Raw genomic sequence first — 20,743 nt, forward strand, 5'->3', positions numbered from 1 at the left:
ACGACGTTCCGCGGAACGCGCCTGAGTGTGGCGCGTTCCGCGGAACGCGTTTTGTCGGTGGCCGCGGTTATGTGGTGGATGTTCGGTTTCCGGCTGGATGGGGGTTGTGGTGGCGAATGGGTCGGTATCGGTGTTGGGGCGCAACACTTTCGACGGCACTCCGGTGGGGGAGTTGTCGGACGGTGAATTGACGGATCGGGTGGTGGGATTCGCCCTCACTATCGCCGGCACTGACCGCGCCGAGGAGCTGGCCGAGGTTGAAACGCTTGGTCTTTCGGAGTTCACCACCCCACCAGTTGGCGGACATGCGGTGTGCCTCGTCGACGACGACCAGGTCCCATTCGCTGCGCGCGAGCCGGTCGGTGATCTCCTCATCGCGCGCCAGCTGATCCATGCGGGCGATCATGATCGGATGTGCGGCAAACGGGTCGGCGTCGATGCTGGCGTTGATCAGCTCACGTGTGAGGATGGTTGGGGCGATGCCGAACTTGGAATCGAGTTCGTCCTGCCATTGATCCACGAGCCCGCCGGGCGCGACGATCAGCAGACGCGCGAGGTCGCCACGCAACATCAGTTCCTTGGCGTAGAGCCCGGCCATCACCGTCTTGCCGGCGCCGGGGTCGTCGGCGAGCAGGAACCGTAACGGAGTGCGCGGCAACAGTTCTCCGTACACCGCCCGGATCTGATGGGGGAGCGGTGAGATGTCGCTGGTGGCGACCGCGACCATCGGATCGTGGTTGCCCGCCATACGAATGCGGAGTGCTTCGGTGGCGAGTTTGAAACCGGTCGGTTCGGCGGTGAAGGACCATCGCGCGGAGTCCTCGGCAATGAACAGCTCGCTCAGGTCGTCGGCGAAGATCATCTCCTCGTCGAAGGTGCCGTCGGCATGACGGATGGTGATCGACGCGGCCGAATCTCCGTGCCGGGTCACGGACCTGACCTCGACCGGGGCCGGCCAGCGACCGGCGAGCCGCATGCCCGAAGCCAGTTCCTCCAGTCGGATCACCACGCACCTCCGTCACACATCTTGTTGTGCAGACAATACGTTGTGCTTCGGACAGATTGGGGAAGTGCCTGCCCGCGAACGAGGATCCCTGGAGTGGGGTACCTACGGAGACTCGTTCGGCAATCGGCTGCGGACCATTCGGCGCGAACGTGGACTCTCCCAAGAGGAGTTGGCCCATCGATGCGGAATGCATCGGAACCAGATCTCACCTGGAACGCAACACCAGCAACCGTGAGCCGAAAATCGCCGACCCTCAGTTGTCGACGGTCTACCGGTTGGCCAAAGCGCTGCGGGTTCCGCCTGTCTACCTGCTCCCGGACGCCGACAGTCAGGTGCATCGCAAATCGCCCGAGCAGGCAACTACAGCCGCCATGTCGCGCGTCGAACAGCATCTCGCGAGGCTGCTCGCCGAACTGCCGAACTAGCGGCACTTCAGGGGCCATCACCAGCACAGACGGCGTAAGCTCGGCCACGACCTGCCAGATTCACGTCGAGAAGGGAGGTGGCCGATGACGGATCAGTTGTGTGTAACTGTGGCTGACTACCCACAGCTTCGGCTGCTCGCCTGGCATCTTGGCGACGACAGCGTGCTCACCGAGCTCGACGCGCTTCATCTCTACGAGCGCAACTGGCGTTTCGTCGGCGATCTCGAACGCCGTGAAGCCGAGTTCGTGCAGTACCTTGCCGATACGTACAGCTCGGGGCGGCTACTTGTTTGAGCGATTGCAGCATCGCAGCATCGAGGATCTGCTCGTCGAGTTGGACGGTGAGCGTCTTCGCGCCGCGCACTGCTACTTTGGCGGTGGCACGGCGATGGTCATGAGGTTCGGCGAGTGGCGGGTGTCCTCTGACATTGACTTCATGGTCTCGGATTGGGCTGGTTACAAGGCGATTCGCGCGCAGATCGTCGAGCGCGGCATTGGCGTTGTCGGTGCTCTCGACCCGCTTCGCGAGGTGATCGCCGACCGCTACGGGATTCGGACCCTCGTCACCTCTGGCACCGGTCCAATCAAGTTCGAGATCGTCCACGAGGGGCGGATCGCTTTCGACCCGCCATCTCAGGGCGATGAAGTGTGTGGGATCACCACCCTGTCGGTGGGCGACATGGTCGCGAGCAAGCTATTAGCCAATGATGACCGCTGGGCCGATCGGGCCTTGTTCAGTCGTGACGTCATCGACTTGGCAATGCTGCCCGCGGACGCCGCGCAATGGTCAGCCGGGCGCGGTAAGGCTGTCGGGGCCTACGGCCCGAGCGTCGACAAGAACCTCGCCCGCGCTGTCGATGATCTGCTCACTCGCTCGGAATGGCTCGCCACGTGCATGCGCGAACTGCAGATCGAGACAGTCACCGACGAGAACCTACGTGCACGCCTCGCCGATCTACGAGCCCGATGACGAACTCCGCCCCTCGCGATCCATCGCGAGGGGCGGAGTCATGGTCTACCGCCGAGGATCAGCCGTGATAAGGCTCGGCGCTGACGAGGGTCACCTTGACGGTTGCGCCGGAGGGCACGCTGTACTCGCGGGTCTCGCCGACCTTGGCGTCGATGAGTGCGGAACCGAGCGGCGAGCTGGGGGAGTAGGTCTCGAGGTCTCCGCCCTGGGCGCCCTCTTCGCGGGTGGCGATAAGGAAGGTCTCGGTGTCTTTCTCGTCACCGTCGTAGTAGACGGTCACGACTGAGCCGGGCAGCGCAACACCCGACTGGGTGGGCGCTTCACCGACCTTGGCGTTGTTCAGCAGTTCCTGCAGCTGGCGGATGCGAGCCTCTTGCTGGCCCTGCTCCTCGCGTGCCGCGTGGTAGCCGCCGTTCTCCTTGAGGTCGCCTTCTTCGCGTCGCTCGTTGATCTCGGCAGCAATGACCGGACGGTTGGCGATCAAGGAATCGAGCTCGCCCTTGAGGCGGTCATGCGATTCTTGTGTCAGCCAGGTCACCTGGGTGTCGGTCATCGGTCACTCCTTTGTGTTGTCCGCGCCCGGGCGCGTTCTCGACCCGGACATGTGGACTGCTCCCGCGCGCCTCACAGCGCGCTCTAAATGCAGCAACACGACCCCTCGCGGAGCCGTGTATCGAACCAGGATACCAGTCGCTGAGAGCTAAAGCACATCGCCGTCGGCGGCAGAGGCCGATCGGAGAGCTTCCTGATAGGAGGGCTCAGCACGTTTGAGCCGTCTGACGACGAAGTAGGTGATGGGCATCACGAGCAGCTCCACCAGCGTCTTCCAGAGGAAGCCGATCAGCGTGTAGTTGATGAAATCGCCCCAGGTGGAGATGCCGAGCGCCGAGGCCGCGATCGAGCAGAAGACCAGCGTGTCGGCGAATTCGCCGACCACCGTCGAGCCGATAAGGCGCGCCCACAGACGTCGCTCGCCGGCACGTTCCTTCATTTTGACCAGCACGAATGAGTTCAGGAACTCGCCGACGACGTAGCCGGCCAGACCGGCGAGCAGGAACTGCGGGACCACGCCGGCGACGCGTTCAAAGGCTTGTTGACCGTCGTAGAAATCGGCTGCCGGTAGGTGGATGGTCAGCCAGAAACACAGCGACGCCAGGATGAGCACCGCGAAACCGGCGTAGATGGTGCGGCGCATCGCGCGGAAGCCGTACACCTCACTGATCACGTCGCCGAGAACGTAGGCGAGCGGGAAGAGGAAGAACGCGCCGTCGGTGACCAATCCGGTCATGTGGATCGGTCCGACGTCGAGATGCAGCCAGCTGTCGAACAGCACTACACCCTTGGTTCCGGTGACGTTGCTGATGAGCATCACGCCGACGAACAACGCGACCAGCAGCGGGTAGTACGGACTTGACACCGTGGCGAACACCGCGCGCGGACGAGCCTGTCCCGTGGTCGGCCGATCCGTCGTCATCCGGTGGGTTCCCGCAGGTAGGCGGGCACGGTGACGGTGCAGCCGAAGACCTCGCCGATGACCGGCGGCTGGGATGTCTTGACCAGGGCGCGGACGCCCTGCTGACGGTCGGGGCCGGCGGCGATCAGCACTTCTCGACGCCCGGTCTCGCTGCCGTCCTTGGATCGGCCGCGAACCACACAGACGGCGGGTTTGCTCGGATCGGACCGGGTCAGGGTGAACTGCACGGCCACGGTGGAGGAGTCGATGAGCTCGTAGCCGGTGCCCTCGCCCTTCACGTCCTCGTCGCCGAACTTCGTGTAGCCGAGCGCGGCGATCGCCACTCCGGCGACCACGACGAGCACCGACAGCCCGACGAACCATCGCCGCCGGCTGCGGGTGGACCCACGTTGCTCGGGATAGGTGGCGCGCGGACCGCTCTGCGGGCGCGGCGCGGTCCCCCCGTCCGAACTGTTCACGGGTCAATACCTACCATGGGTGGAGTAGCGATCCGAAGGCGAGGAACCGTGACCGAATCCCAACCAGGCGGCGCCGGGGCCGGTGCATTCCGTCTGATGGCGGTCCATGCCCACCCCGACGACGAGTCCAGCAAGGGTGCGGCGACGTCGGCCCGGTATGCGGCCGAGGGCAACGAGGTGTTGATCGTCACACTCACCGGGGGCGAGCGTGGCGACATCCTGAATCCGGCGATGGACCGGCCCGGAATCAAAGAGCGCATGCCGGAGGTCCGGCGTGAGGAGATGGCCAAGGCCGCGGCTGCGCTCGGCGTACAGCAGACCTGGCTGGGTTTCGTCGACTCGGGCCTGCCCGAAGGCGATCCGTTGCCCCCGCTGCCGGAGGGGTCGTTCGCGACCATCCCGCTCGAGGTCGCCACCGAAGCCCTGGTCAAGGTGGTCCGCGAGTTCCGACCGCACGTGATGATCACCTACGACGAGCGTGGTGGGTATCCGCATCCGGACCACATCCGCTGCCATGAGGTGTCCGTCGCCGCCTACGAGCAGTCCGGTGATCCAGAGGCCTTCCCCGACGCGGGCGAACCCTGGACCGTCTCGAAGTTGTATTACACGCACGGCTTCATCCGCGACCGCATGGTGCTGTTCTCCGACGAGTTCGCGCGGCACGGTCAGGAGAGCCCGTTCACCGAATGGCTCAGCAAGTGGGACCCGAGCCGCGGCGACCTGATGGGCCGCGTCACCACGCAGGTGGAGTGCGGAAAGTACTTCCCGCAGCGTGACGACGCCCTCCGCGCGCACGCCACCCAGATCGATCCGAACGGGGTGTTCTTCGCGGTGCCGCTGGAATGGCAGCAACGGCTGTGGCCGACCGAGGAGTTCGAGCTCGCGCAGACGCGCGTGAAGACATCGATCCCCGAAACAGACCTCTTCGCCGGGATCGAGCAGCCATGAACCTCATGATCTTGGCCGCGCAGCAGCAGCCGCAGGGACCCGAGTTCGGCAAGGCGTCGCCGCTCGGGTTGCTCATCATCATCGTGCTGCTGATCGCCACCGCATTTCTGATCTGGTCGATGAACCGGCAGCTGAAGAAGCTGCCGAAGACCTTCGACGCCGAACATCCCGAGGCCGACCAGGCCTTCGACGAGGGCACGGACGCACCGGCGACAACAGACTCGGCGACAACGGAATCGGGGGTCGCCACCGATGAACGAAAGTCGGCCGATACCTGACGGGGCCACCCCCGACGGCGCGCGCAACTTGCTGAGCGCGTCGTCGAGTCCCTATCTGCGCCAGCACGCCGACAACCCGGTGCACTGGCAGGAGTGGGGTGCGGACGCACTGGCGCAAGCCCGACGACGCGACGTGCCGATCCTGCTGTCGGTGGGCTATGCGGCCTGCCACTGGTGCCACGTGATGGCGCACGAATCCTTCGAAGACGCCGACACCGCCGCGCAGATGAACGCCGACTTCGTCTGCATCAAGGTCGACCGCGAAGAACGCCCCGACATCGACGCCATCTACATGAGTGCGACGGTCGCGATGACCCGCCAGGGTGGCTGGCCGATGACCTGTTTCCTCACCCCGGCCGGCGAACCGTTCTACTGCGGCACGTACTTTCCGCCGTCGCCGCGACCGGGCATGCCGTCGTTCCGTCAGGTGATGGCGGCGGTCACCGAGGCGTGGACGCAGCGGCGCACCGAGATCGACGCGATGGCAAGCAAAGTGCGCGAACACGTCGAGGCGAACGCGAGTGCGTTGCCGCCGGGCACCTTGGCAGTCGATGAGAAGTTGCTGGCGCACGCGGTGACCGCCGTCCTCGGGGACGAGGACCGAGCCGCAGGCGGATTCGGTGGTGCGCCCAAGTTCCCGCCGTCGGCACTGCTCGAGGGACTGATCCGGCACACCGAGGTCACCGGCGATCAGGCTGCGCTGGCAGCGGCCCGTCGCACGTGTGATGTGATGGCGCGCGGCGGAATCCACGATCAGCTCGGTGGCGGTTTCGCCCGCTACGCCGTCGACAACGACTGGGTGATACCGCATTTCGAGAAGATGCTCTACGACAATGCGCAACTGCTGCGGGTGTACGCCCATCTCGCGCGCCGCACCGGAGATCTGCTGGCCCGCCGGGTGACCGGTGAGATCGTCGACTTCCTCGACCGGGACCTGCGGGTGGCGGGCGGCTTCGCGTCGTCCCTCGATGCCGACACCGAGGGCGTCGAGGGATCGACCTACGTGTGGACCCCCGAGCAGCTGACGGCGGTCCTCGGCGACGACGACGGACGTTGGGCGGCAGAGCTTTTCGCGGTCACCGCCGACGGTACCTTCGAGCACGGTACCTCGACGCTGCAGTTGCGCACCGACCCCGACGACGCGCAGCGTTTCGATTCGGTGCGGGCGCGACTTCGGGTCGCGCGGGCGTCACGCGCACAGCCCGCGCGGGACGACAAGGTGGTGACCGCGTGGAACGCCATGGCGATCACCGCGCTCGCCGAGGCCGGCGCCGGACTCGGCGAACCGGCCTGGATCGATCACGCGGTCTGGTGTGCCGAACAGATCCTGGATACCCACGTCGTCGACGGCGCGGTCCGGCGATCCTCGCTCGGCGGCACGATCGGGGTGCCCGCCGGTGGACTCGACGATCATGCGGCACTGGCCACGGCATTGCTCACCCTCTTCACCGTCACGGGTGATACCGACTGGCGCACAGCCGGTCTCGGGATACTCGATCGGGCCATCGACGTCTTCGCCGACCGAGATGAAGCCGGTTCCTGGTACGACGCCGCCGGCGACGGATTGATCGCCCGCCCGCGCGATCCGGTCGATGGTGCGACGCCGGCCGGAGCGTCACTGATGGCCGAGGCGTTGCTGCTGGCGTCGGGGCTGGCCGGGGTCGACGACGCGGCGCGCTACACCGAACTTCTGGACGCGACCTTGGCCCGGGGCGCGGTTCTGCTCGCGAAACTCGCACGTTCCGCCGGTCATTGGCTGGCGGTGGCGCAGGCTCGGGTGGCCGGACCGATGCAGATCGCGGTGGCGCAGGCGTCCCGCAGCGACGGGAAATTGGCCCGCGCCGCCCGCGAACTCGCGGCCGGAGGCACTATCGTCGTTGTGGGCGAACAGGATTCACAACCGCTGCTCGACAGCCGGGGGCCGGTCGACGGTCGAGACGCCGCCTATGTGTGCCGCGGCAACGTGTGCGGCCTTCCGGTGACGGCGTTGGACCAATTGGCCGACGCGGTGCTCACAGCGCCGTCGTCGACAGGCTCGCGCCCTCCGGACCCACCAGATGAGTGATCCGGCGATCACCGGCCACGTCGGCGAGCATCGCGGTGCCGGCCGGCCGTAGGTCGACGTTGGCGCCGAAGGCGATCGGCCACCCCAGGAACCGGCAGATGAACGAGCGGGAGAAATGCCCGTGCGACACGATGACCACATCGTGATCGGCCAGGTGTCCCGCGACCATCGCGACCGCCATGTCGACGCGGCGGGTCATCGCGTCCACTGACTCGCCGTGCGGGGCACCGGAAGTCCAGATGGCCCAGTCCGGATCGTGGTCGGCGTGAATCTGGACGCGCGTCAGCCCTTCGAAATCGCCGTAGTCCCACTCGGCCACCCCCTCGGTGATCTCGTCGGCGCGGAGGCCGGCGAGGTCGGCCGTGCGCTGTGCCCGACGTCGCGGCGAGACGATGACGTAGGGATCGATCGGGCCGAGCCGGTCGAGGACCCCGTCGAGGGTGGCGGCGTCATGCTCGCCCTTGGCGGTGAGGTCGATGTCGGTGCGACCCGTGTGACGGTCGGTGAGCGACCACTCGGTTTGGCCGTGCCGGATGAGCAGGACCCGACGGTGGGTTCGGTCGGTCATCGTATGTCTCCTGTCGTTGCGACGGCATACCCGTCCTCGTACCCGAGAACCGCAGCGACACCCCGGATGTCGGGGTCGAGTGGATTGGGCCCGAAACCGGCTGCGGCGCGTTCCGACGGCCTGATGACGGTCGCGCGATCCAGCACGGCCGCCACCTCGGGAGCAGGTGCGCCGCCGAGGTTGGCCATCGGTGCGAGCACGAAGACGCGATCGGCGACGGCGGCGAGGTGGGCATTGGTCGCCGAGAGACTTCCGCCGTCGATGTAGTCGGCATCATCGACGTGGACGGCCGGCCAGACGCCGGGGACCGCGCAACTCGCGGCCACCGCGTCGACGATTCCGACGCCCGTCCCGCTGGTGAAGGCGACCAGTTCGCCATCGGCGCGCAATGCGGTCACCTGCAGATTCTCCGGCCATTGCTGGGAGGGCAACCGGCTGGCCACCACCGCCCGGCGTGCGGCGGGGTCGGTCCGGGCGTATCGCTGCGACAGCTCGACGAGCCGACGCGCCTTGTCCGCGGCATCGGCGTCGCTCTCGTTGATCGCGACGATCCCGGTCATCACAGCGGTCAGATCGGAGCTGGGGGAGAGTTCGGTGTTGCGCCGAGTCGCGCGGACCATCACATCGAATTGCGTGACCGCCGAGCCGGATTGGAGAACCGCCGCACCGACGGCCGAGCCGGCCGAGGTGCCGATCACCGTGTCGGCGTCGGCGAGCGTCAGTGCCCCCGTCTCCTCGAGCGCGGCCAGCACACCGGTCAGCCAGCCGATACCGGCCAGACCGCCCCCGCCGAGCACCACTGTTGAGGACATGCGGCCAGCGTAGTCGTGGAGGTCTAGCGGCAGGCACCGGCGCGCAGCGTCTCCCCGAAACGCTCCGCCATCCAGTCGATCTCGTCGTGGGTGATCACCAGGGGCGGCGCCAGGCGCAAAGTGGAGCCGTGCGTGTCCTTGGCGAGCACGCCGTTCTCGGCCAGCCGCAGGCAGAACTGTTTGCCGGTGCCCAGGGTGGGGTCGAGGTCGATGCCCGCCCACAGACCGAGCCCGCGGACCGCGGCGACGCCCTGCACGAGGAATTCGTGCAGCCGGGCGTGCATGTGGTCGCCGAGTTCGGTGGCGCGTGCCTGCCACGTCCCGTCGGCGAGCATGTCGACCACCGTGTGCCCGACGGCGGCGGCCAGGGGATTGCCGCCGAAGGTGGAGCCGTGCTGGCCGGGATGCAGGACACCGAGGATGTCCCGGTCGGCGACCACCGCCGACACCGGCAGGATCCCGCCGCCGAGTGCCTTGCCCAGCGTGTACACGTCCGGGATCACGCCCCAGTGGTCGCAGGCGAACGTCGCTCCGGTGCGGCCGAGGCCGGACTGGATCTCGTCGGCGATCATCAGCACGTCGCGTTCGGTACAGAGCGCCCGCACACCGGGCAGATAGTCGTCGGGCGGCACGATGATGCCGGCCTCACCCTGAATGGGTTCGACGAGCACCGCGACCGTGTTCTCGTCCATGACCGCCGCGAGTGCAGGCAGGTCGCCGAACGGGACACGGACGAAACCTGGTGTGTACGGGCCGAATCCGGCGCGCGCCTCGTCGTCGTCGCTGAAGCTGATGATGGTGGTGGTGCGTCCGTGGAAGTTGCCGCCCGCGACGATGATTGTCGCCGCGCCGTCGGGAACACCCTTGACGTCGTAGCCCCATTTGCGGGCCACCTTGATCGCCGACTCCACCGCTTCGGCACCGGTGTTCATCGGGAGCACCATCTGTTTGCCGCACAACTCGGCGAGGGCGGCGCAGAACGGTTCGAGTCGGTCCGAGCGGAAGGCACGGCTCGTCAGGGTCACGCGAGAGAGCTGATCGATTGCGGCGGCGACGATCCGCGGATGGCGATGGCCGAAATTGACCGCCGAGTACGCACCCAGGCAATCGAGGTAGCGGGCACCGTCGACGTCGGTGATCCAGGCGCCCTCGGCACTCGCCGCGGTCACGGGGAGCGGTGAGTAGTTGTGGGCGACATGCGGTTCGGTATCGACCATGGGCGTTGCACTCCTCAATTCCAGTGTGCAGCATTTGATGCCGCCGCCACCCTTGAGGAGCTCGGAGAGATCGAGCGTGATCAGTTCGAAACCCGCCTGACGCAGTTGCGATTCCAGATGCGGTGCCCGATCGGTCATCACGACGTGAGCGCCGTCGGAGACCAGGTTGAGTCCGAGCACCTCGGCGTCTTCGCGGGTGGCGATGATCGCGCCGGGGTACAGCTCGGCAAGCAGTTGTTGTGACGCAGCAGAGAAGGCGTCGGGATAGTAGGCGATGGTGTGCTCGCCGAGGACGCCGAGCGCGGTGTCGAGGTGATAGAACCGTGGGTCCACCAGTTCCAAGGTGACCACGGGCAGACCGGTGATCGCGGCGATTTCGGCGTGGGTGTCCCGATGGGTACGAAACCCGCTGCCGGCCAAGATGCGATCACCGACGACGAGGAGATCACCCTCGCCCTCGCCGAGGCCGTCGGTGCGCCGCACGGGGCCGAATCCGGCGCGGGAAAACCAGGCGGCGTAGTGGTCGCTCTCGGCTGCGCGCTCGGGGAAGGTGAACCGCGCGGCGATGGCGCGGCCGTTCACCACGAGCCCGCCGTTGGCGGCGTAGACCATGTCCGGCAGTCCCGGTTGCGGCTCGACGAGATGCACCCGGTGACCCAGACGTTCGTAGGTGGCCCGCAGCGTGTTCCACTGCGCGACGGCGCGAACGGTGTCCACCGGGACACCCGGGTCCATCCACGGGTTGATGGCGTAGGTCACCGTGAAGAACGTCGGCGGGGTCATGGCATAGCTGCGTACCCGCGGGACTCGGGTGGTGGGCGCGACGAAGGACGGGCTGGTCAGCGTCATCTTTCGAGCGTATTCTCGGCATCTGGCGCAATCAATCGCCAAAGATTGCCTGATTGAGCAATAGGTCGATGGTCAACCGAGTCTCGGAGGGGATCTATTGCGTGAACTTGACGAACTCGACGAGAAGGTGGTGTCCTGCCTGACGCGTGACGCGCGCGCGACCTACGCGCAGATCGGCGACGAGGTGGGACTCTCGGCGCCCGCGGTGAAACGGCGGGTGGACCGGTTGGTCTCCGACGGCATCATCAAGGGATTCACCGCGGTCATCGATCCCGTTGCGCTGCAATGGAATACCGAGGCCTACGTGCAGGTGTTCTGCCGTGGCAACATCTCGCCCGAGTCGCTCGCCGCGGCGTGGGAACCCATTCCCGAGGTGGTGAGTGCGGCCACCATCACCGGTACGGCCGACGCGATCCTGCGCATCATGGCCCGGGACGTGCGGCATCTGGAGGAGGCGCTCGAACGCATCCGGCAGGCGAGTCCCGTCGACCGGACCGAGTCGATCATCGTGCTGAGTCAGTTGATCGACCGAGGGCACCCGTGAGGCATCCCGCGAACCTGTGTTAGCCTGGTCGCCGTGATCAGCACCGTGCGCGCGTATTGGCGCTTTATCGAGGCTCCGGGTGAGCCTGCGATGAAGCGCTGATTGCTGCACGCAAACACACAACCCGGAGCCCGAGCAGTGACCGTCAGGTCGCTGCTTTTGTCATTTCAGGGGCTCCGACCGCACCGGCCGTGCCCCGCCAACCACCAACATGGGCGTGACCACGAAAGGCACAGTGACGTGACCACTCTCCCGAAACTCTCCCCGGTCGGCGAATCCACCTCGGACCGGCGGATCACCGCCTTCCGGCCGATTCCGTCGCCGGACACGATCCGCAGCGAACTCCCGTTGACGCCGCGGCGCGCGATCGCGGTACAGCGCGACCGCGACGAGATCGCCGACATACTCGCCGGCCGCGACGACCGGCTGCTCGTCGTCGTCGGGCCGTGCTCGGTCCACGACCCGATCGCGGCGATCGACTACGCCCGCCGGCTCGCGCCGCTGGCCGAGGCCTACCAGGATCGCCTGAAGATCGTGATGCGGGTGTACTTCGAGAAGCCGCGGACCACCATCGGGTGGAAGGGCCTGATCAACGACCCCGGCATGGACGGCACCTTCGACGTAGAGCGCGGACTGCGCACCGCGCGCTCACTGCTGCTCGACATCATCGATCTCGGACTTCCGGTCGGTTGCGAGTTCCTGGAGCCGACCAGCCCGCAGTACATCGCCGACGCCGTCGCGTGGGGCGCCATTGGCGCGCGCACCACCGAATCGCAGGTGCACCGGCAGCTCGCGTCCGGGCTGTCCATGCCGATCGGCTTCAAGAACGGCACCGACGGCAACGTGCAGGTCGCCATCGACGGCGTGAAAGCCGCTGCGGCACAGCATGTGTTCTTCGGTGTCGACGACTTCGGCAACGGTGCGGTGGTGCAGACCGCGGGCAACGAGGATTGCCACATCATCCTGCGCGGCGGCACCGGCGGACCCAACTTCGACGCCGAGTCGATCGCCACGGCGACCGCGGCGCTCGAGCGGTCCGGCCTGGCTCCGCGGGTCATGATCGATGCCTCCCATGCCAATTCGGGGAAGGATCACCTCCGGCAGGCCGAGGTCGCGACCGAACTCGCGTCGGCGATCCGGGCGCGACGTGCGGCCGGCGAGGCACCGAGGATCAGTGGTCTCATGTTGGAGAGCTTCCTGGAGCCCGGCGCTCAGTCCCCGGACGCGCGGCCGCTCACCTACGGACAGTCGGTCACCGACAAGTGCATGGGGTGGGCGGCGAGCGCCGACGTCCTGGCAGCACTGGCCCGGACCTGAGGCCGAGTCGACGTTCTGCCCACAGCAGAACCGGTCTCGGTCTCGCGCACCGGACGCCTACGCTCGGTGGGTATGAACCCCGGTACAGCGCGCCGTGACCCTGAACCGCTCTGGCGTGAGGCGGCCGGACGTGTGCTGCGCCGTCACCGGCGCGACCGTGAGGAGCGGCTGGTGGAGACCGCGGCCCGCGCCGGGATCTCGAGTCAGTACCTGTCGGAGATCGAACGCGGGCGCAAGGACGCCTCGTCGGAGGTGCTGGCCGCGGTGGCCGGTGCACTCGACCTCGACCTGCGCCGACTCGCCGTCGAGGTGATCCGCGAACTCGACCGCCCCGTACCGGTGCGGTTGCGTTCGGTCTCGTCGACGGCAACGCCGATCGCCCCGCGCGCCGGTTACCGCGGGCCGGTCGCGCTGGCCGCGTGAACCGTGGTCAGGTGTGTCGGATCACCCCGGTATGGGCGATGACCGCATCGGCGATGCCGTAGTCGACGATCTCGTCGGCGCGTAGCACGCGGTCGCGGTCGGTGTCGCGGCGAAGTGTGGCGATGTCGCGACCGGTGTGCCGGCTCAGCGCCTCCTCCATCTCTTCGCGTACCCGCAGGATCTCTTCGGCGGCCAGGATGAGATCGGGGATCGTTCCGCGACCCTGTCCCGACGGCTGATGAAGCAGTACGCGTGCGTGCGGGAGTACCGAGCGCCGGCCCGCGTCGCCTGCGGCCAGCAGGAGTGCCGACGACGAGAGTGCCTGGCCCACACAGGTTGTCGCGATGGGTGCGTGACAGTACTGCATCGTGTCGTACAACGCGAAGGTCGCGTTCACCGAACCGCCGGTGGAGTTGATGTACAGATCGATCGGCGCCTCCGGATTGTCGGAATCCAGGTGCAGGATCTGCGCGATGAGCGCATTGGCGACGTCGTCGTCAACCGGGGTACCGAGGTAGATGATGCGTTCCTCGAGCAACCTGCTGTAGACGTCCATGACCCGTTCACCCTGCGGGGTGCGGCTGACCACGTTGGGGATCGTGTACGTGCTCATCGGTTCACCCCGAATCCGGTGGCTGCGGTCGCCAACGGCCGGATCTGGGTCAGGTCGGCGGCCAGGTGATCGACGAAGCCATAGGCGATCGCCTCGTCGGCGGTGAACACATGATCACGCAGCGAGTCGTCGAAGACGCGTTCCGGTGGTTGGCCGGTCTGCTCGGCGATGATCCCGAGAACGGTGTCGCGGACGTGACGCAGGTCGTCGGCTTGCAACTCGATGTCGGGGGCGTAACCGCCGATGCCGGCCGAACCCTGATGGAGCAGCACCTTGGCATGCGGCAGGATGAACCGCTTACCGGCGGTGCCGCAGCACAACAGGAATTGTCCGGCGCTGTAGGCCATTCCAAGGTTCACCGTGCGAATGTCGTTGGGAATCAAGCGCATGGTATCCATGATCGCGAGCATCGCCGGTACCGATCCGCCGGGAGAGTTGATCCACAGCGCGATGTCGGCGACGGGATCCTCCACCGACAGCAACACCATCTGTGCGCAGAGTTCGGACCCGATCTCGTCGTCGAGGGCTGTGTCGAGTAGCAGGATTCGTTGGGTGCGAAGGTTGTCGATGGTCTTCTCGTGCAGACGCGTTGGCGCTTTGTCGTCGCTCATGAGCACATCGTCCGATGCGGACACGCGCCCTCGGGTGTGGCACTGCCGAGGGCGGCATGATTCTGCGCTGGGCAGAACCATCCAATCCTCACACCACGTCGATCTCGGCCCGGGCGGCCGGAACGGTGATGAGGGAGTGCCGATACAGGGTGGCCGCCGGATCGGTCACGGAGTCGGTGACGCGGATCTCGGTTTCCCAGTGGCCGGGGCGGATACGGTTGAGCAAATAGCCGCGCTGTGCGTTGCCGAACCGCACGTGCGGGGAGGCCTCCTTCAACCGCGCGTCATCGAGGTCGCTGTTGGCCCCGTTCCCGCCGGAGGTGATCGAGGTCCCGGCGAGTTCCACACCGAGGACCGGGGATTGGTGTCGATAGTCCGATCGCAGATCGGCGACGACGGTGCGATGGATGTCGCCGGCGAGGGAGACGAGGTTTCTCACCCCGCGTTCGTGGGCGCCGTCGAGAACCCGTGCCCGTGCCGGCTCGTAGCCGCTCCAGCCGTCCATGCTCACCGCGCGCGTTGTTCCGTCGAGGCGGGCGAGGTCGGCCATCGGAATCTGCTGGGCGATCACGTTCCACCGGCTGCGTCGGCGCGCGAGGCCGTCGAGCAGCCACCGTTCCTGCGTCGCGCCCAGCATCGTGCGCGTCGGATCGGCGGTGTGCACATTCTGTGCGGTGTCGTTGTCGCCGTTGACCTGATCGCTGCGGTGACTACGGGTGTCGAGCAGATGGAATTCGGCGAGGTCGCCGAAGGTGAAGCGGCGGTAGGCGCGCAGATCGACACCTCGTGGGCGTGCCGATCGCCGGGTCGGTGTGTTCTCCCACCAGGCGCGCAGAGCGGCGGCCCGTCGTAGCCGGAACTGAGCCGCCGGTGTGCCGTCCTCGGGTACGGGGCCCGCCCAGTTGTTGTCCACCTCATGGTCGTCGAAGGCGATGATGAAGGGGGAAAGCTGGCGCGCTGCTTGAAGATCCGGGTCCGAATGATACAGCGCGTAGCGATCGCGATAATCGTGCAGCGATCGTGCCTCCCGGGTGGTCGAGCGGGGCCGCGGAAGGTGCCGTCGAGGACCGGCCGCCACGATCGGCGTCTCGTAGATGTAGTCCCCGAGGTGGAGCACCACATCCGGTGCCCGCCGCGCGAGATCCCGGTGGGCGACGTAGAAGCCCTCGGCCCAGTTCTGGCAGGACGCCACCGCGACGGTGAGCAGCCCGGTGCGCGCGTGCGAAGCCGGTGCGGTGCGGGTCCGGCCGATCGGGGACATGTCGCCGAGAGCACGAAAGCGGTAGAAGTAGTCGGCGGCGGGTTCGAGGCCGCGCACATCGATGTGCACGGCGTGGCCGCCTCGCTCGTCGGCCACCGCACTCCCGCGTCGGATCACCCGGCGCATCGACGCGTCGGTGGCCAACTCCCAGTCGACGCGTACGGATTCCCCGCACATCCCGCCACCCCGGGCCGTGGGGTCCACCGCCAGCCGGGTCCACAACACCACCCCGTCGGGCAGCGGATCGCCGGAGGCCACGCCGAGGGTGAACACGTGATCGCCGCGTCGTGGCGGGGGAGGGATCGAATCCGCTTCGGAGGACCGCAGTCCCGAGGTCGCGACGAGTCCGGCAGCAACCCCGGCCCAGCCGAGGAGACGTCGTCGCGACATCGGATGTCCGGACGTGGATGTGGCCACCCCGCCACCACAGCAGCGTCGGTTGTCCGGACGGCGACGAGGACCGGACCGGTGCGTGACGGGCCGGGAAACTCGGACCAATCGGGCGCCGGTAGGCTGATCGAGGCGTTCGGTGAGGGAACCCGGTGGGAATCCGGGACTGGCGCGCAACGGTGACGGCCGCGGGTGTCATGACATCCGCCGGGCCGGAGTCCGACTACTCGCCGAGTGCTGGTTTCCGATTCCCGGCCTCGCGCACAGGCCCCGAGCTGAGGGCATTGTCATGTCCCTGCATCGTCCGGCCCGGCTGATCTGCGGCCTGGGTATCGCCACGCTGACCCTGACCGCCGTGAGCGCCTGTTCCACAACCACTTCCGACGACGCCACGGCGGCAGGCGCAACATCGGTCGAGAACTGCGGCGTCACCACCACCGTGACCGCACCCCCGCAGCGCGTCGTCTCCCTCAATCAGGGTTCCACCGAGATCCTGCTGTCGCTCGGCCTGGCCGACCGGATGGTCGGTACCGCCACCTGGACCGATCCGGTCCGGCCGAATCTCGTCGCCGACAACGAGCGGGTACCGCGCCTGGCGGACAACAAACCGTCCTTCGAGGCGGTGCTGGCCACCGAACCCGACTTCGTCACTGCCTCCTTCGGCGGGACCCTGGGGCCCGGCGGGGTCGCCGAGCGTGCCCAGTTCGAGAAGCTCGGCGTCGGAACCTACCTGTCCCCGACGGATTGCGTGGGCAAGACCGGGGAGAGCGTGAATGCCGACGGCGCGCGGACCGAACCGTTCACGATGGATCTCGTCCATCAGGAGATCCGGGAACTGGCGCGCATCTTCGGGGTGACCGAGCGGGGTGAGGCGCTCGTCGCCGACCTGCGGCGTCGGCAGAGCGCTGCGGCCGGCGACGTCGAGGCGCCGGACGTGTCGATGGTGTTCTGGTTCGCCGACACCAAGACACCATATGTGGCGGGCTGTTGCGGATCGTCGGGAGTCATCGCGTCGGCGGTGGGCGCCCGCAACGTCTTCGTCGGAACCAAAGACGAATGGCCACAGGTGAGTTGGGAATCCATCGCGGAAGCCGACCCGACGGTGCTGGTGCTGGCCGATCTGAGCCGGCGCAGTATCGACGGCGACGCGCTCGACAGCAAGATCGCCTTCCTCGAATCGAACCCGGTGACCCGGGAGATGGCTGCCGTGCGTAATCGCCGGTACGTGGTGGTCAACGGTGCCGACCTCAATCCGTCGATCCGCACGGTCGACGGGGTGGAGAAAACCGCTGCCGCACTGCGGCATTGGGGGTTGGCGCGCTGACCACCCGGATTCTGTGGGTCGCCGGGCCGGTGGTGCTGGTGCTCTCGATCGCCGCGTCGACGACGATCGGTGTCGCCGACCTGTCTCCGGCCGACGTCTACCGGGTCCTGGTCGCGCATCTCGGTGGTCCGCCGTCGGGGCTGTCGGCGATCCGGGACGGCATCGTGTGGCAGTGGCGTCTGCCGCGCGCGGTGATGGCCGCCGTCTGCGGTGCCGGACTGGCACTGTGCGGTGTCATCATGCAGTCGTTGCTGCGCAATCCGCTCGCCGATCCCTACGTCCTCGGGGTCTCGTCCGGGGCGTCCACCGGTGCGGTGGCGGTAGTGGTGCTCGGCATCGGGTCGGGCGCGGTGTCGCTGTCGGGTGGTGCGTTCCTGGGGGCGATCGCCTCCTTCGCCCTGGTGATGCTGCTGGCCTACGGCGCCGGCGGTGGGACCTCGCGCATCGTTCTCGCAGGAGTCGCCGGCACCCAACTGTTCTCGGCACTGACCTCGTTCATCGTGATCTCGTCGGCCGACGCCGAACGCATCCGCGGCATCCTGTTCTGGTTGCTCGGCTCGCTGTCCGGGGTGGACTGGGCGGATGTGGCGGCGGCGGCGATCGCGGTGGGAATCGGGTTCGCCGTGTGTATCTGGCAGGCGCGGGCGCTGGATGCCTTCACCTTCGGCAACAGCGCCGCCGCATCGCTAGGGGTGTCGGTGGCCTGGGTGCGGGCCGGGCTGCTGGTGGTGGTCGCCCTGGTGACCGCGACCCTGGTGAGCGCGGTGGGCGCGATCGGTTTCGTGGGCTTGGTGTTGCCACACGCCACGCGACTCGTCGTCGGGGTGAAGCATCGCCTGCTGCTGCCGGCGGTCGCCGTCTCGGGCGGGATCTTCATGATCTGGGTCGACGCCATCGCCCGTACCGTCTTTGCGCCGCAGGAGGTTCCGGTGGGTGTGGTGACCGCGCTGATCGGGGTCCCGGTGTTCGCTGCGCTGCTCTTCCGGATGCGGAAGCCGACATGAGGGCAGGCATGATGTGGGGGCCGAAATGACTCTGGAGGCCAAGGGACTCTCGTGGAGCCGTGGCGGCAACCTGGTCCTCGACGACGTGACGTTGCGCCCCACAGAGGGGGAGACCATCGGCATCCTGGGCCCCAACGGGTCGGGGAAGTCGTCGCTGCTGCGTGCTCTCGGTGGCCTCGCGCATCCCCAGCAGGGGACGGTGACCCTGGAGGGCACCGACATCCGGCGGCTACGTCGACGGCAGATCGCGCGGCGGGTCGCGATGGTCTCCCAGCACGCGACCACCGATGTCGATCTCGCCGTCATCGATGTGGTCCGGCTCGGACGCATCCCACACAGTTCGGCCTTCGGCGGCGACGACGAGGGTGAACGCGTCGTCGCCGACGCGATCGCGCGCACCGGGCTCACCGACAAGGCACATGACCTGTGGCACACCCTGTCCGGGGGTGAGCAGCAGCGTGCCCAGATAGCTCGCGCACTGGCACAGGAGCCGCGGGAACTGCTGCTCGACGAGCCGACCAATCACCTCGACATCCACCATCAACTCGAACTGCTCGACTTCGTCGCCGCGCTACCGGTGACCAGCTACCTGGCCCTGCACGACCTCAATCACGCGTCGATGTTCTGCGATCGTGTGCTGATCCTGCGCCGCGGAGCGGTGGTGGCCTTCGGTGAGCCCCACGAGGTGCTCACCGAAGGCCTCATCGCCGAGGTCTACCGGGTGGGTGTGGACGTGGTGGTCTCCTCCGACGGCACCCGAACGGTGTTGTTCCGCCGGCCGTCGGCCTGAGCACGTAGTCGCCCGATCTGTCCGCTCGCCACGTCGATCGCCAGGAAGGCGAGCAGGCTGATGCCCAGTAGCGGGATGAACCACCCGACTGCCACTGCGGCGACCACCACGGCAACCAGGGTGGGCACGGGCAGCCGTCGCAGCGTTCCGCGCGCCGGCGGGCGGCCGACACCGACCGTGCCGGCCCGCCGGGGCCGCCGCTGCCACCACATCAGGTAGCCGCGGACGATGAGGGTCAGCAGCGCAATGACCAACGCCAGCAACAGGATCTGGTTGAGCAGCCCGAACAGGATGCCCATGTGCAGCGCGATTCCCCAGGTGGTCAGCTGTGCGGCCAGCGGCCAGTCACCGAAGCGCGACTCGTCGACGATCCGGCCGGTGGTCGGGTCGATCGCGATCGCATCGGGGGACAGTTGCCAGGGCTGCCGGGTCTCGGTGACGCTGATCGCAGTGCCGGGAGCCGACGGGATGGTGGCCTCGACCGCCTCGTCGACTCCCTGCGCGGCGGCCACGGCGAGGGCCGAATCGAGCTGAGTGAGCGTGGATATCGGTGTGTCCGAAGGTGTTTCGGTACTGCTCTCCGAATGGCCACCGTGATCGGCGTGTGCCGAGGAGCCGGTGTCGGCGCCGCTGAGCGAAGTGCTCATCTCCGGTGTCGTCCAACTCAGCGCGGTACGTAGCTCGGCGACGTTCTCACCCGCATAACGCGACCAGGTGAGGCCGGTGGCCGACAGGAACACCAGACCGACGACGACCCAGACGCCGATCGCGCCGTGCCAGCTGAGGTTGCGGCTGCGGCCGGTGACCGAGCGGTCCGGTGTGAGGAGGCGGGCCGCACGTCCGGCGCGGCGCCGTTGCCGGTGGCGCGTGATCCACAGCGCCAGCCCGCCGAGCGCGATCACCCACAGCCACGACGCGGCCAGCTCGCTGTAGAGACGGCCCGGTTCGCCCAGATGCAGGTGCCGGTGCAACTGGCTGATCCAGGTGCGGATCGGGAGGGCCGCGCTACTGCCGTAGGACACCAGCGCGCCGGTGGACTCGAGGGTGACGGGGTCGATGAAGACGGCGAGCCGTTCGGACTCGCCGAGCGTGGGATCGGTGAACAGCACCCGGGTGGTGTCTCCGGATTCGGCCGCCGGCCGGACGGCCGAGAGCTGCAGATCGGGTCGTAATGCGGTGGCTGCTCGCACCTGATCGGCGACGGCGGCGGGTTCGCCGGTGCTCGAGGTGTGCAGCTGATCGCGATAGACGAGTTGTTCGAGGGTCGGCGCGATCGCGTAGAGGCCACCACTGATCGTCGCGACGATCAGAAAGGGGGCGACGAGGATGCCGGCGTAGAAGTGGAGTCTCCTGATGAGGGACATGACGAAATGCCTTCCGGGCAGAAGCGGGGAAA

The 20,743-nt window shown here is 67.4% G+C and carries 24 protein-coding genes and 1 riboswitch; of the genes, 13 read left to right on the forward strand and 11 right to left on the reverse strand.

Going from position 1 to position 20,743, the window contains the following annotated elements:
* Positions 1 to 67: 67 nt before the first annotated feature.
* Positions 68 to 1,009, reverse strand: a complete 942-nt coding sequence (locus GBRO_RS08020) for a DEAD/DEAH box helicase (protein ID WP_321573981.1) — start codon at positions 1,007 to 1,009, stop codon at positions 68 to 70.
* Here GBRO_RS08020 and GBRO_RS27525 point away from each other — a divergent pair.
* The 4 genes from GBRO_RS27525 (at position 975) to GBRO_RS08035 (ending at position 2,401) form a co-directional block, all read left to right on the forward strand.
* The gene (locus GBRO_RS27525) at positions 975 to 1,241 is read left to right on the forward strand and encodes a helix-turn-helix domain-containing protein (protein WP_317629961.1); all 267 of its coding nucleotides are present in this window, start codon (positions 975 to 977) and stop codon (positions 1,239 to 1,241) included. The two genes, GBRO_RS08020 and GBRO_RS27525, sit on opposite strands and share 35 nt — an antisense overlap.
* Positions 1,156 to 1,431, forward strand: coding sequence for a hypothetical protein (locus GBRO_RS08025; protein WP_012833470.1), 276 nt, complete (start codon positions 1,156 to 1,158; stop codon positions 1,429 to 1,431). Before GBRO_RS27525 ends, GBRO_RS08025 begins: the two co-directional genes overlap by 86 nt.
* An 84-nt stretch (positions 1,432 to 1,515) precedes the next feature.
* Entirely contained in the window at positions 1,516 to 1,725 is a 210-nt protein-coding gene (locus GBRO_RS08030) for a hypothetical protein (RefSeq protein ID WP_012833471.1), read from the forward strand.
* Between the two features lie 4 nt (positions 1,726 to 1,729).
* On the forward strand, positions 1,730 to 2,401 hold the full coding sequence (locus GBRO_RS08035; protein WP_083775558.1) for a nucleotidyl transferase AbiEii/AbiGii toxin family protein: 672 nt from the start codon (positions 1,730 to 1,732) through the stop codon (positions 2,399 to 2,401).
* A gap of 58 nt (positions 2,402 to 2,459) precedes the next feature.
* On the opposite strand, the gene greA is transcribed toward GBRO_RS08035, so the two are convergent.
* The 3 genes from greA to GBRO_RS08050 form a co-directional block, all read right to left on the reverse strand.
* Positions 2,460 to 2,954: a transcription elongation factor GreA gene (gene greA / locus GBRO_RS08040; protein ID WP_012833473.1), complete on the reverse strand. Its 495-nt coding sequence runs from the start codon at positions 2,952 to 2,954 to the stop codon at positions 2,460 to 2,462.
* 147 nt (positions 2,955 to 3,101) lie between these two features.
* Positions 3,102 to 3,875 (reverse strand): queuosine precursor transporter, encoded by a 774-nt coding sequence (locus GBRO_RS08045; protein WP_012833474.1) that lies wholly within the window; start codon positions 3,873 to 3,875, stop codon positions 3,102 to 3,104.
* The gene (locus tag GBRO_RS08050; protein ID WP_012833475.1) at positions 3,872 to 4,333 is read right to left on the reverse strand and encodes a DUF4307 domain-containing protein; all 462 of its coding nucleotides are present in this window, start codon (positions 4,331 to 4,333) and stop codon (positions 3,872 to 3,874) included. The genes GBRO_RS08045 and GBRO_RS08050 overlap by 4 nt, the downstream gene beginning before the upstream one ends.
* A 96-nt stretch (positions 4,334 to 4,429) precedes the next feature.
* On the opposite strand from GBRO_RS08050, the gene mca reads away from it, so the two are divergent.
* Genes mca through GBRO_RS08065 form a run of 3 tightly spaced genes read left to right on the forward strand, consistent with a single transcriptional unit; the run spans position 4,430 to position 7,624 of the window.
* Positions 4,430 to 5,281, forward strand: a complete 852-nt coding sequence (mca, locus tag GBRO_RS08055) for a mycothiol conjugate amidase Mca (RefSeq protein ID WP_370452948.1) — start codon at positions 4,430 to 4,432, stop codon at positions 5,279 to 5,281.
* Positions 5,278 to 5,559 carry a hypothetical protein gene (locus GBRO_RS08060; protein WP_012833477.1) on the forward strand — a complete coding sequence of 94 codons (282 nt, stop codon included), beginning with the start codon at positions 5,278 to 5,280 and terminating at the stop codon, positions 5,557 to 5,559. The genes mca and GBRO_RS08060 overlap by 4 nt, the downstream gene beginning before the upstream one ends.
* Positions 5,534 to 7,624 (forward strand): thioredoxin domain-containing protein, encoded by a 2,091-nt coding sequence (locus tag GBRO_RS08065; protein WP_012833478.1) that lies wholly within the window; start codon positions 5,534 to 5,536, stop codon positions 7,622 to 7,624. Before GBRO_RS08060 ends, GBRO_RS08065 begins: the two co-directional genes overlap by 26 nt.
* Here GBRO_RS08065 and GBRO_RS08070 read toward each other — a convergent pair.
* Genes GBRO_RS08070 through rocD form a run of 3 tightly spaced genes read right to left on the reverse strand, consistent with a single transcriptional unit; the run spans position 7,572 to position 11,070 of the window.
* A complete protein-coding gene (locus tag GBRO_RS08070; RefSeq protein WP_012833479.1) occupies positions 7,572 to 8,192 on the reverse strand; it encodes a histidine phosphatase family protein in 621 nt (206 codons plus the stop codon). The genes GBRO_RS08065 and GBRO_RS08070 overlap by 53 nt on opposite strands.
* Entirely contained in the window at positions 8,189 to 9,004 is an 816-nt protein-coding gene (locus GBRO_RS08075) for a patatin-like phospholipase family protein (RefSeq protein ID WP_012833480.1), read from the reverse strand. Before GBRO_RS08075 ends, GBRO_RS08070 begins: the two co-directional genes overlap by 4 nt.
* Before the next feature lie 23 nt (positions 9,005 to 9,027).
* Complete coding sequence (rocD, locus tag GBRO_RS27530; protein ID WP_012833481.1) at positions 9,028 to 11,070, reverse strand: ornithine--oxo-acid transaminase; 2,043 nt, start codon at positions 11,068 to 11,070, stop codon at positions 9,028 to 9,030.
* A 97-nt stretch (positions 11,071 to 11,167) separates the two neighbouring features.
* Here rocD and GBRO_RS08085 point away from each other — a divergent pair, with 97 nt between their 5' ends.
* The 3 genes from GBRO_RS08085 (at position 11,168) to GBRO_RS08095 (ending at position 13,354) form a co-directional block, all read left to right on the forward strand.
* The gene (locus tag GBRO_RS08085) at positions 11,168 to 11,614 is read left to right on the forward strand and encodes an Lrp/AsnC family transcriptional regulator (protein WP_012833482.1); all 447 of its coding nucleotides are present in this window, start codon (positions 11,168 to 11,170) and stop codon (positions 11,612 to 11,614) included.
* 240 nt (positions 11,615 to 11,854) lie between these two features.
* Positions 11,855 to 12,931, forward strand: a complete 1,077-nt coding sequence (locus tag GBRO_RS08090; RefSeq protein ID WP_012833483.1) for a 3-deoxy-7-phosphoheptulonate synthase — start codon at positions 11,855 to 11,857, stop codon at positions 12,929 to 12,931.
* 72 nt (positions 12,932 to 13,003) lie between these two features.
* The gene (locus GBRO_RS08095) at positions 13,004 to 13,354 is read left to right on the forward strand and encodes a helix-turn-helix domain-containing protein (RefSeq protein ID WP_041919800.1); all 351 of its coding nucleotides are present in this window, start codon (positions 13,004 to 13,006) and stop codon (positions 13,352 to 13,354) included.
* Between the two features lie 7 nt (positions 13,355 to 13,361).
* On the opposite strand, the gene GBRO_RS08100 is transcribed toward GBRO_RS08095, so the two are convergent.
* The 3 genes from GBRO_RS08100 to GBRO_RS08110 all read right to left on the reverse strand — a co-directional run bounded on the left by GBRO_RS08100 (position 13,362) and on the right by GBRO_RS08110 (position 16,229).
* The gene (locus tag GBRO_RS08100) at positions 13,362 to 13,967 is read right to left on the reverse strand and encodes a ClpP family protease (RefSeq protein ID WP_012833485.1); all 606 of its coding nucleotides are present in this window, start codon (positions 13,965 to 13,967) and stop codon (positions 13,362 to 13,364) included.
* Positions 13,964 to 14,578 (reverse strand): ClpP family protease, encoded by a 615-nt coding sequence (locus GBRO_RS08105; RefSeq protein WP_041920333.1) that lies wholly within the window; start codon positions 14,576 to 14,578, stop codon positions 13,964 to 13,966. Before GBRO_RS08105 ends, GBRO_RS08100 begins: the two co-directional genes overlap by 4 nt.
* Before the next feature lie 88 nt (positions 14,579 to 14,666).
* The gene (locus GBRO_RS08110) at positions 14,667 to 16,229 is read right to left on the reverse strand and encodes an alkaline phosphatase D family protein (protein WP_012833487.1); all 1,563 of its coding nucleotides are present in this window, start codon (positions 16,227 to 16,229) and stop codon (positions 14,667 to 14,669) included.
* Between the two features lie 98 nt (positions 16,230 to 16,327).
* Positions 16,328 to 16,455, forward strand: a riboswitch (cobalamin riboswitch).
* Between the two features lie 63 nt (positions 16,456 to 16,518).
* Between GBRO_RS08110 and GBRO_RS08115 the strand changes: the two genes are divergently transcribed.
* The 3 genes from GBRO_RS08115 to GBRO_RS08125 are packed head-to-tail and all read left to right on the forward strand — an operon-like array spanning position 16,519 to position 19,347.
* Complete coding sequence (locus tag GBRO_RS08115; RefSeq protein WP_012833488.1) at positions 16,519 to 17,553, forward strand: ABC transporter substrate-binding protein; 1,035 nt, start codon at positions 16,519 to 16,521, stop codon at positions 17,551 to 17,553.
* Positions 17,535 to 18,557 carry a FecCD family ABC transporter permease gene (locus GBRO_RS08120; protein WP_012833489.1) on the forward strand — a complete coding sequence of 341 codons (1,023 nt, stop codon included), beginning with the start codon at positions 17,535 to 17,537 and terminating at the stop codon, positions 18,555 to 18,557. The genes GBRO_RS08115 and GBRO_RS08120 overlap by 19 nt, the downstream gene beginning before the upstream one ends.
* Before the next feature lie 25 nt (positions 18,558 to 18,582).
* A complete protein-coding gene (locus GBRO_RS08125) occupies positions 18,583 to 19,347 on the forward strand; it encodes an ABC transporter ATP-binding protein (RefSeq protein WP_012833490.1) in 765 nt (254 codons plus the stop codon).
* Here GBRO_RS08125 and GBRO_RS08130 read toward each other — a convergent pair.
* Positions 19,272 to 20,711 carry a PepSY-associated TM helix domain-containing protein gene (locus GBRO_RS08130; RefSeq protein ID WP_012833491.1) on the reverse strand — a complete coding sequence of 480 codons (1,440 nt, stop codon included), beginning with the start codon at positions 20,709 to 20,711 and terminating at the stop codon, positions 19,272 to 19,274. The two genes, GBRO_RS08125 and GBRO_RS08130, sit on opposite strands and share 76 nt — an antisense overlap.
* Positions 20,712 to 20,743 lie beyond the last annotated feature (32 nt).

Source organism: Gordonia bronchialis DSM 43247 (assembly GCF_000024785.1).
Lineage (GTDB): Bacteria > Actinomycetota > Actinomycetes > Mycobacteriales > Mycobacteriaceae > Gordonia > Gordonia bronchialis.

What these genes read in the sequence shown, in the direction of transcription:
- GBRO_RS27525 (WP_317629961.1), top strand. Translation starts at nt 975, where the DNA reads ATGCCCGAAGCCAGTTCCTCCAGTCGGATCACCACGCACCTCCGTCAC.
- GBRO_RS08030 (WP_012833471.1), top strand. Translation starts at nt 1,516, where the DNA reads ATGACGGATCAGTTGTGTGTAACTGTGGCTGACTACCCACAGCTTCGG.
- greA (WP_012833473.1), bottom strand. Translation starts at nt 2,954, where the DNA reads ATGACCGACACCCAGGTGACCTGGCTGACACAAGAATCGCATGACCGC.
- GBRO_RS08045 (WP_012833474.1), bottom strand. Translation starts at nt 3,875, where the DNA reads ATGACGACGGATCGGCCGACCACGGGACAGGCTCGTCCGCGCGCGGTG.
- mca (WP_370452948.1), top strand. Translation starts at nt 4,430, where the DNA reads ATGGCGGTCCATGCCCACCCCGACGACGAGTCCAGCAAGGGTGCGGCG.
- GBRO_RS08060 (WP_012833477.1), top strand. Translation starts at nt 5,278, where the DNA reads ATGAACCTCATGATCTTGGCCGCGCAGCAGCAGCCGCAGGGACCCGAG.
- GBRO_RS08065 (WP_012833478.1), top strand. Translation starts at nt 5,534, where the DNA reads ATGAACGAAAGTCGGCCGATACCTGACGGGGCCACCCCCGACGGCGCG.
- GBRO_RS08070 (WP_012833479.1), bottom strand. Translation starts at nt 8,192, where the DNA reads ATGACCGACCGAACCCACCGTCGGGTCCTGCTCATCCGGCACGGCCAA.
- GBRO_RS08075 (WP_012833480.1), bottom strand. Translation starts at nt 9,004, where the DNA reads ATGTCCTCAACAGTGGTGCTCGGCGGGGGCGGTCTGGCCGGTATCGGC.
- rocD (WP_012833481.1), bottom strand. Translation starts at nt 11,070, where the DNA reads ATGACGCTGACCAGCCCGTCCTTCGTCGCGCCCACCACCCGAGTCCCG.
- GBRO_RS08095 (WP_041919800.1), top strand. Translation starts at nt 13,004, where the DNA reads ATGAACCCCGGTACAGCGCGCCGTGACCCTGAACCGCTCTGGCGTGAG.
- GBRO_RS08100 (WP_012833485.1), bottom strand. Translation starts at nt 13,967, where the DNA reads ATGAGCACGTACACGATCCCCAACGTGGTCAGCCGCACCCCGCAGGGT.
- GBRO_RS08105 (WP_041920333.1), bottom strand. Translation starts at nt 14,578, where the DNA reads ATGAGCGACGACAAAGCGCCAACGCGTCTGCACGAGAAGACCATCGAC.
- GBRO_RS08110 (WP_012833487.1), bottom strand. Translation starts at nt 16,229, where the DNA reads ATGTCGCGACGACGTCTCCTCGGCTGGGCCGGGGTTGCTGCCGGACTC.
- GBRO_RS08115 (WP_012833488.1), top strand. Translation starts at nt 16,519, where the DNA reads ATGTCCCTGCATCGTCCGGCCCGGCTGATCTGCGGCCTGGGTATCGCC.
- GBRO_RS08125 (WP_012833490.1), top strand. Translation starts at nt 18,583, where the DNA reads ATGACTCTGGAGGCCAAGGGACTCTCGTGGAGCCGTGGCGGCAACCTG.
- GBRO_RS08130 (WP_012833491.1), bottom strand. Translation starts at nt 20,711, where the DNA reads ATGTCCCTCATCAGGAGACTCCACTTCTACGCCGGCATCCTCGTCGCC.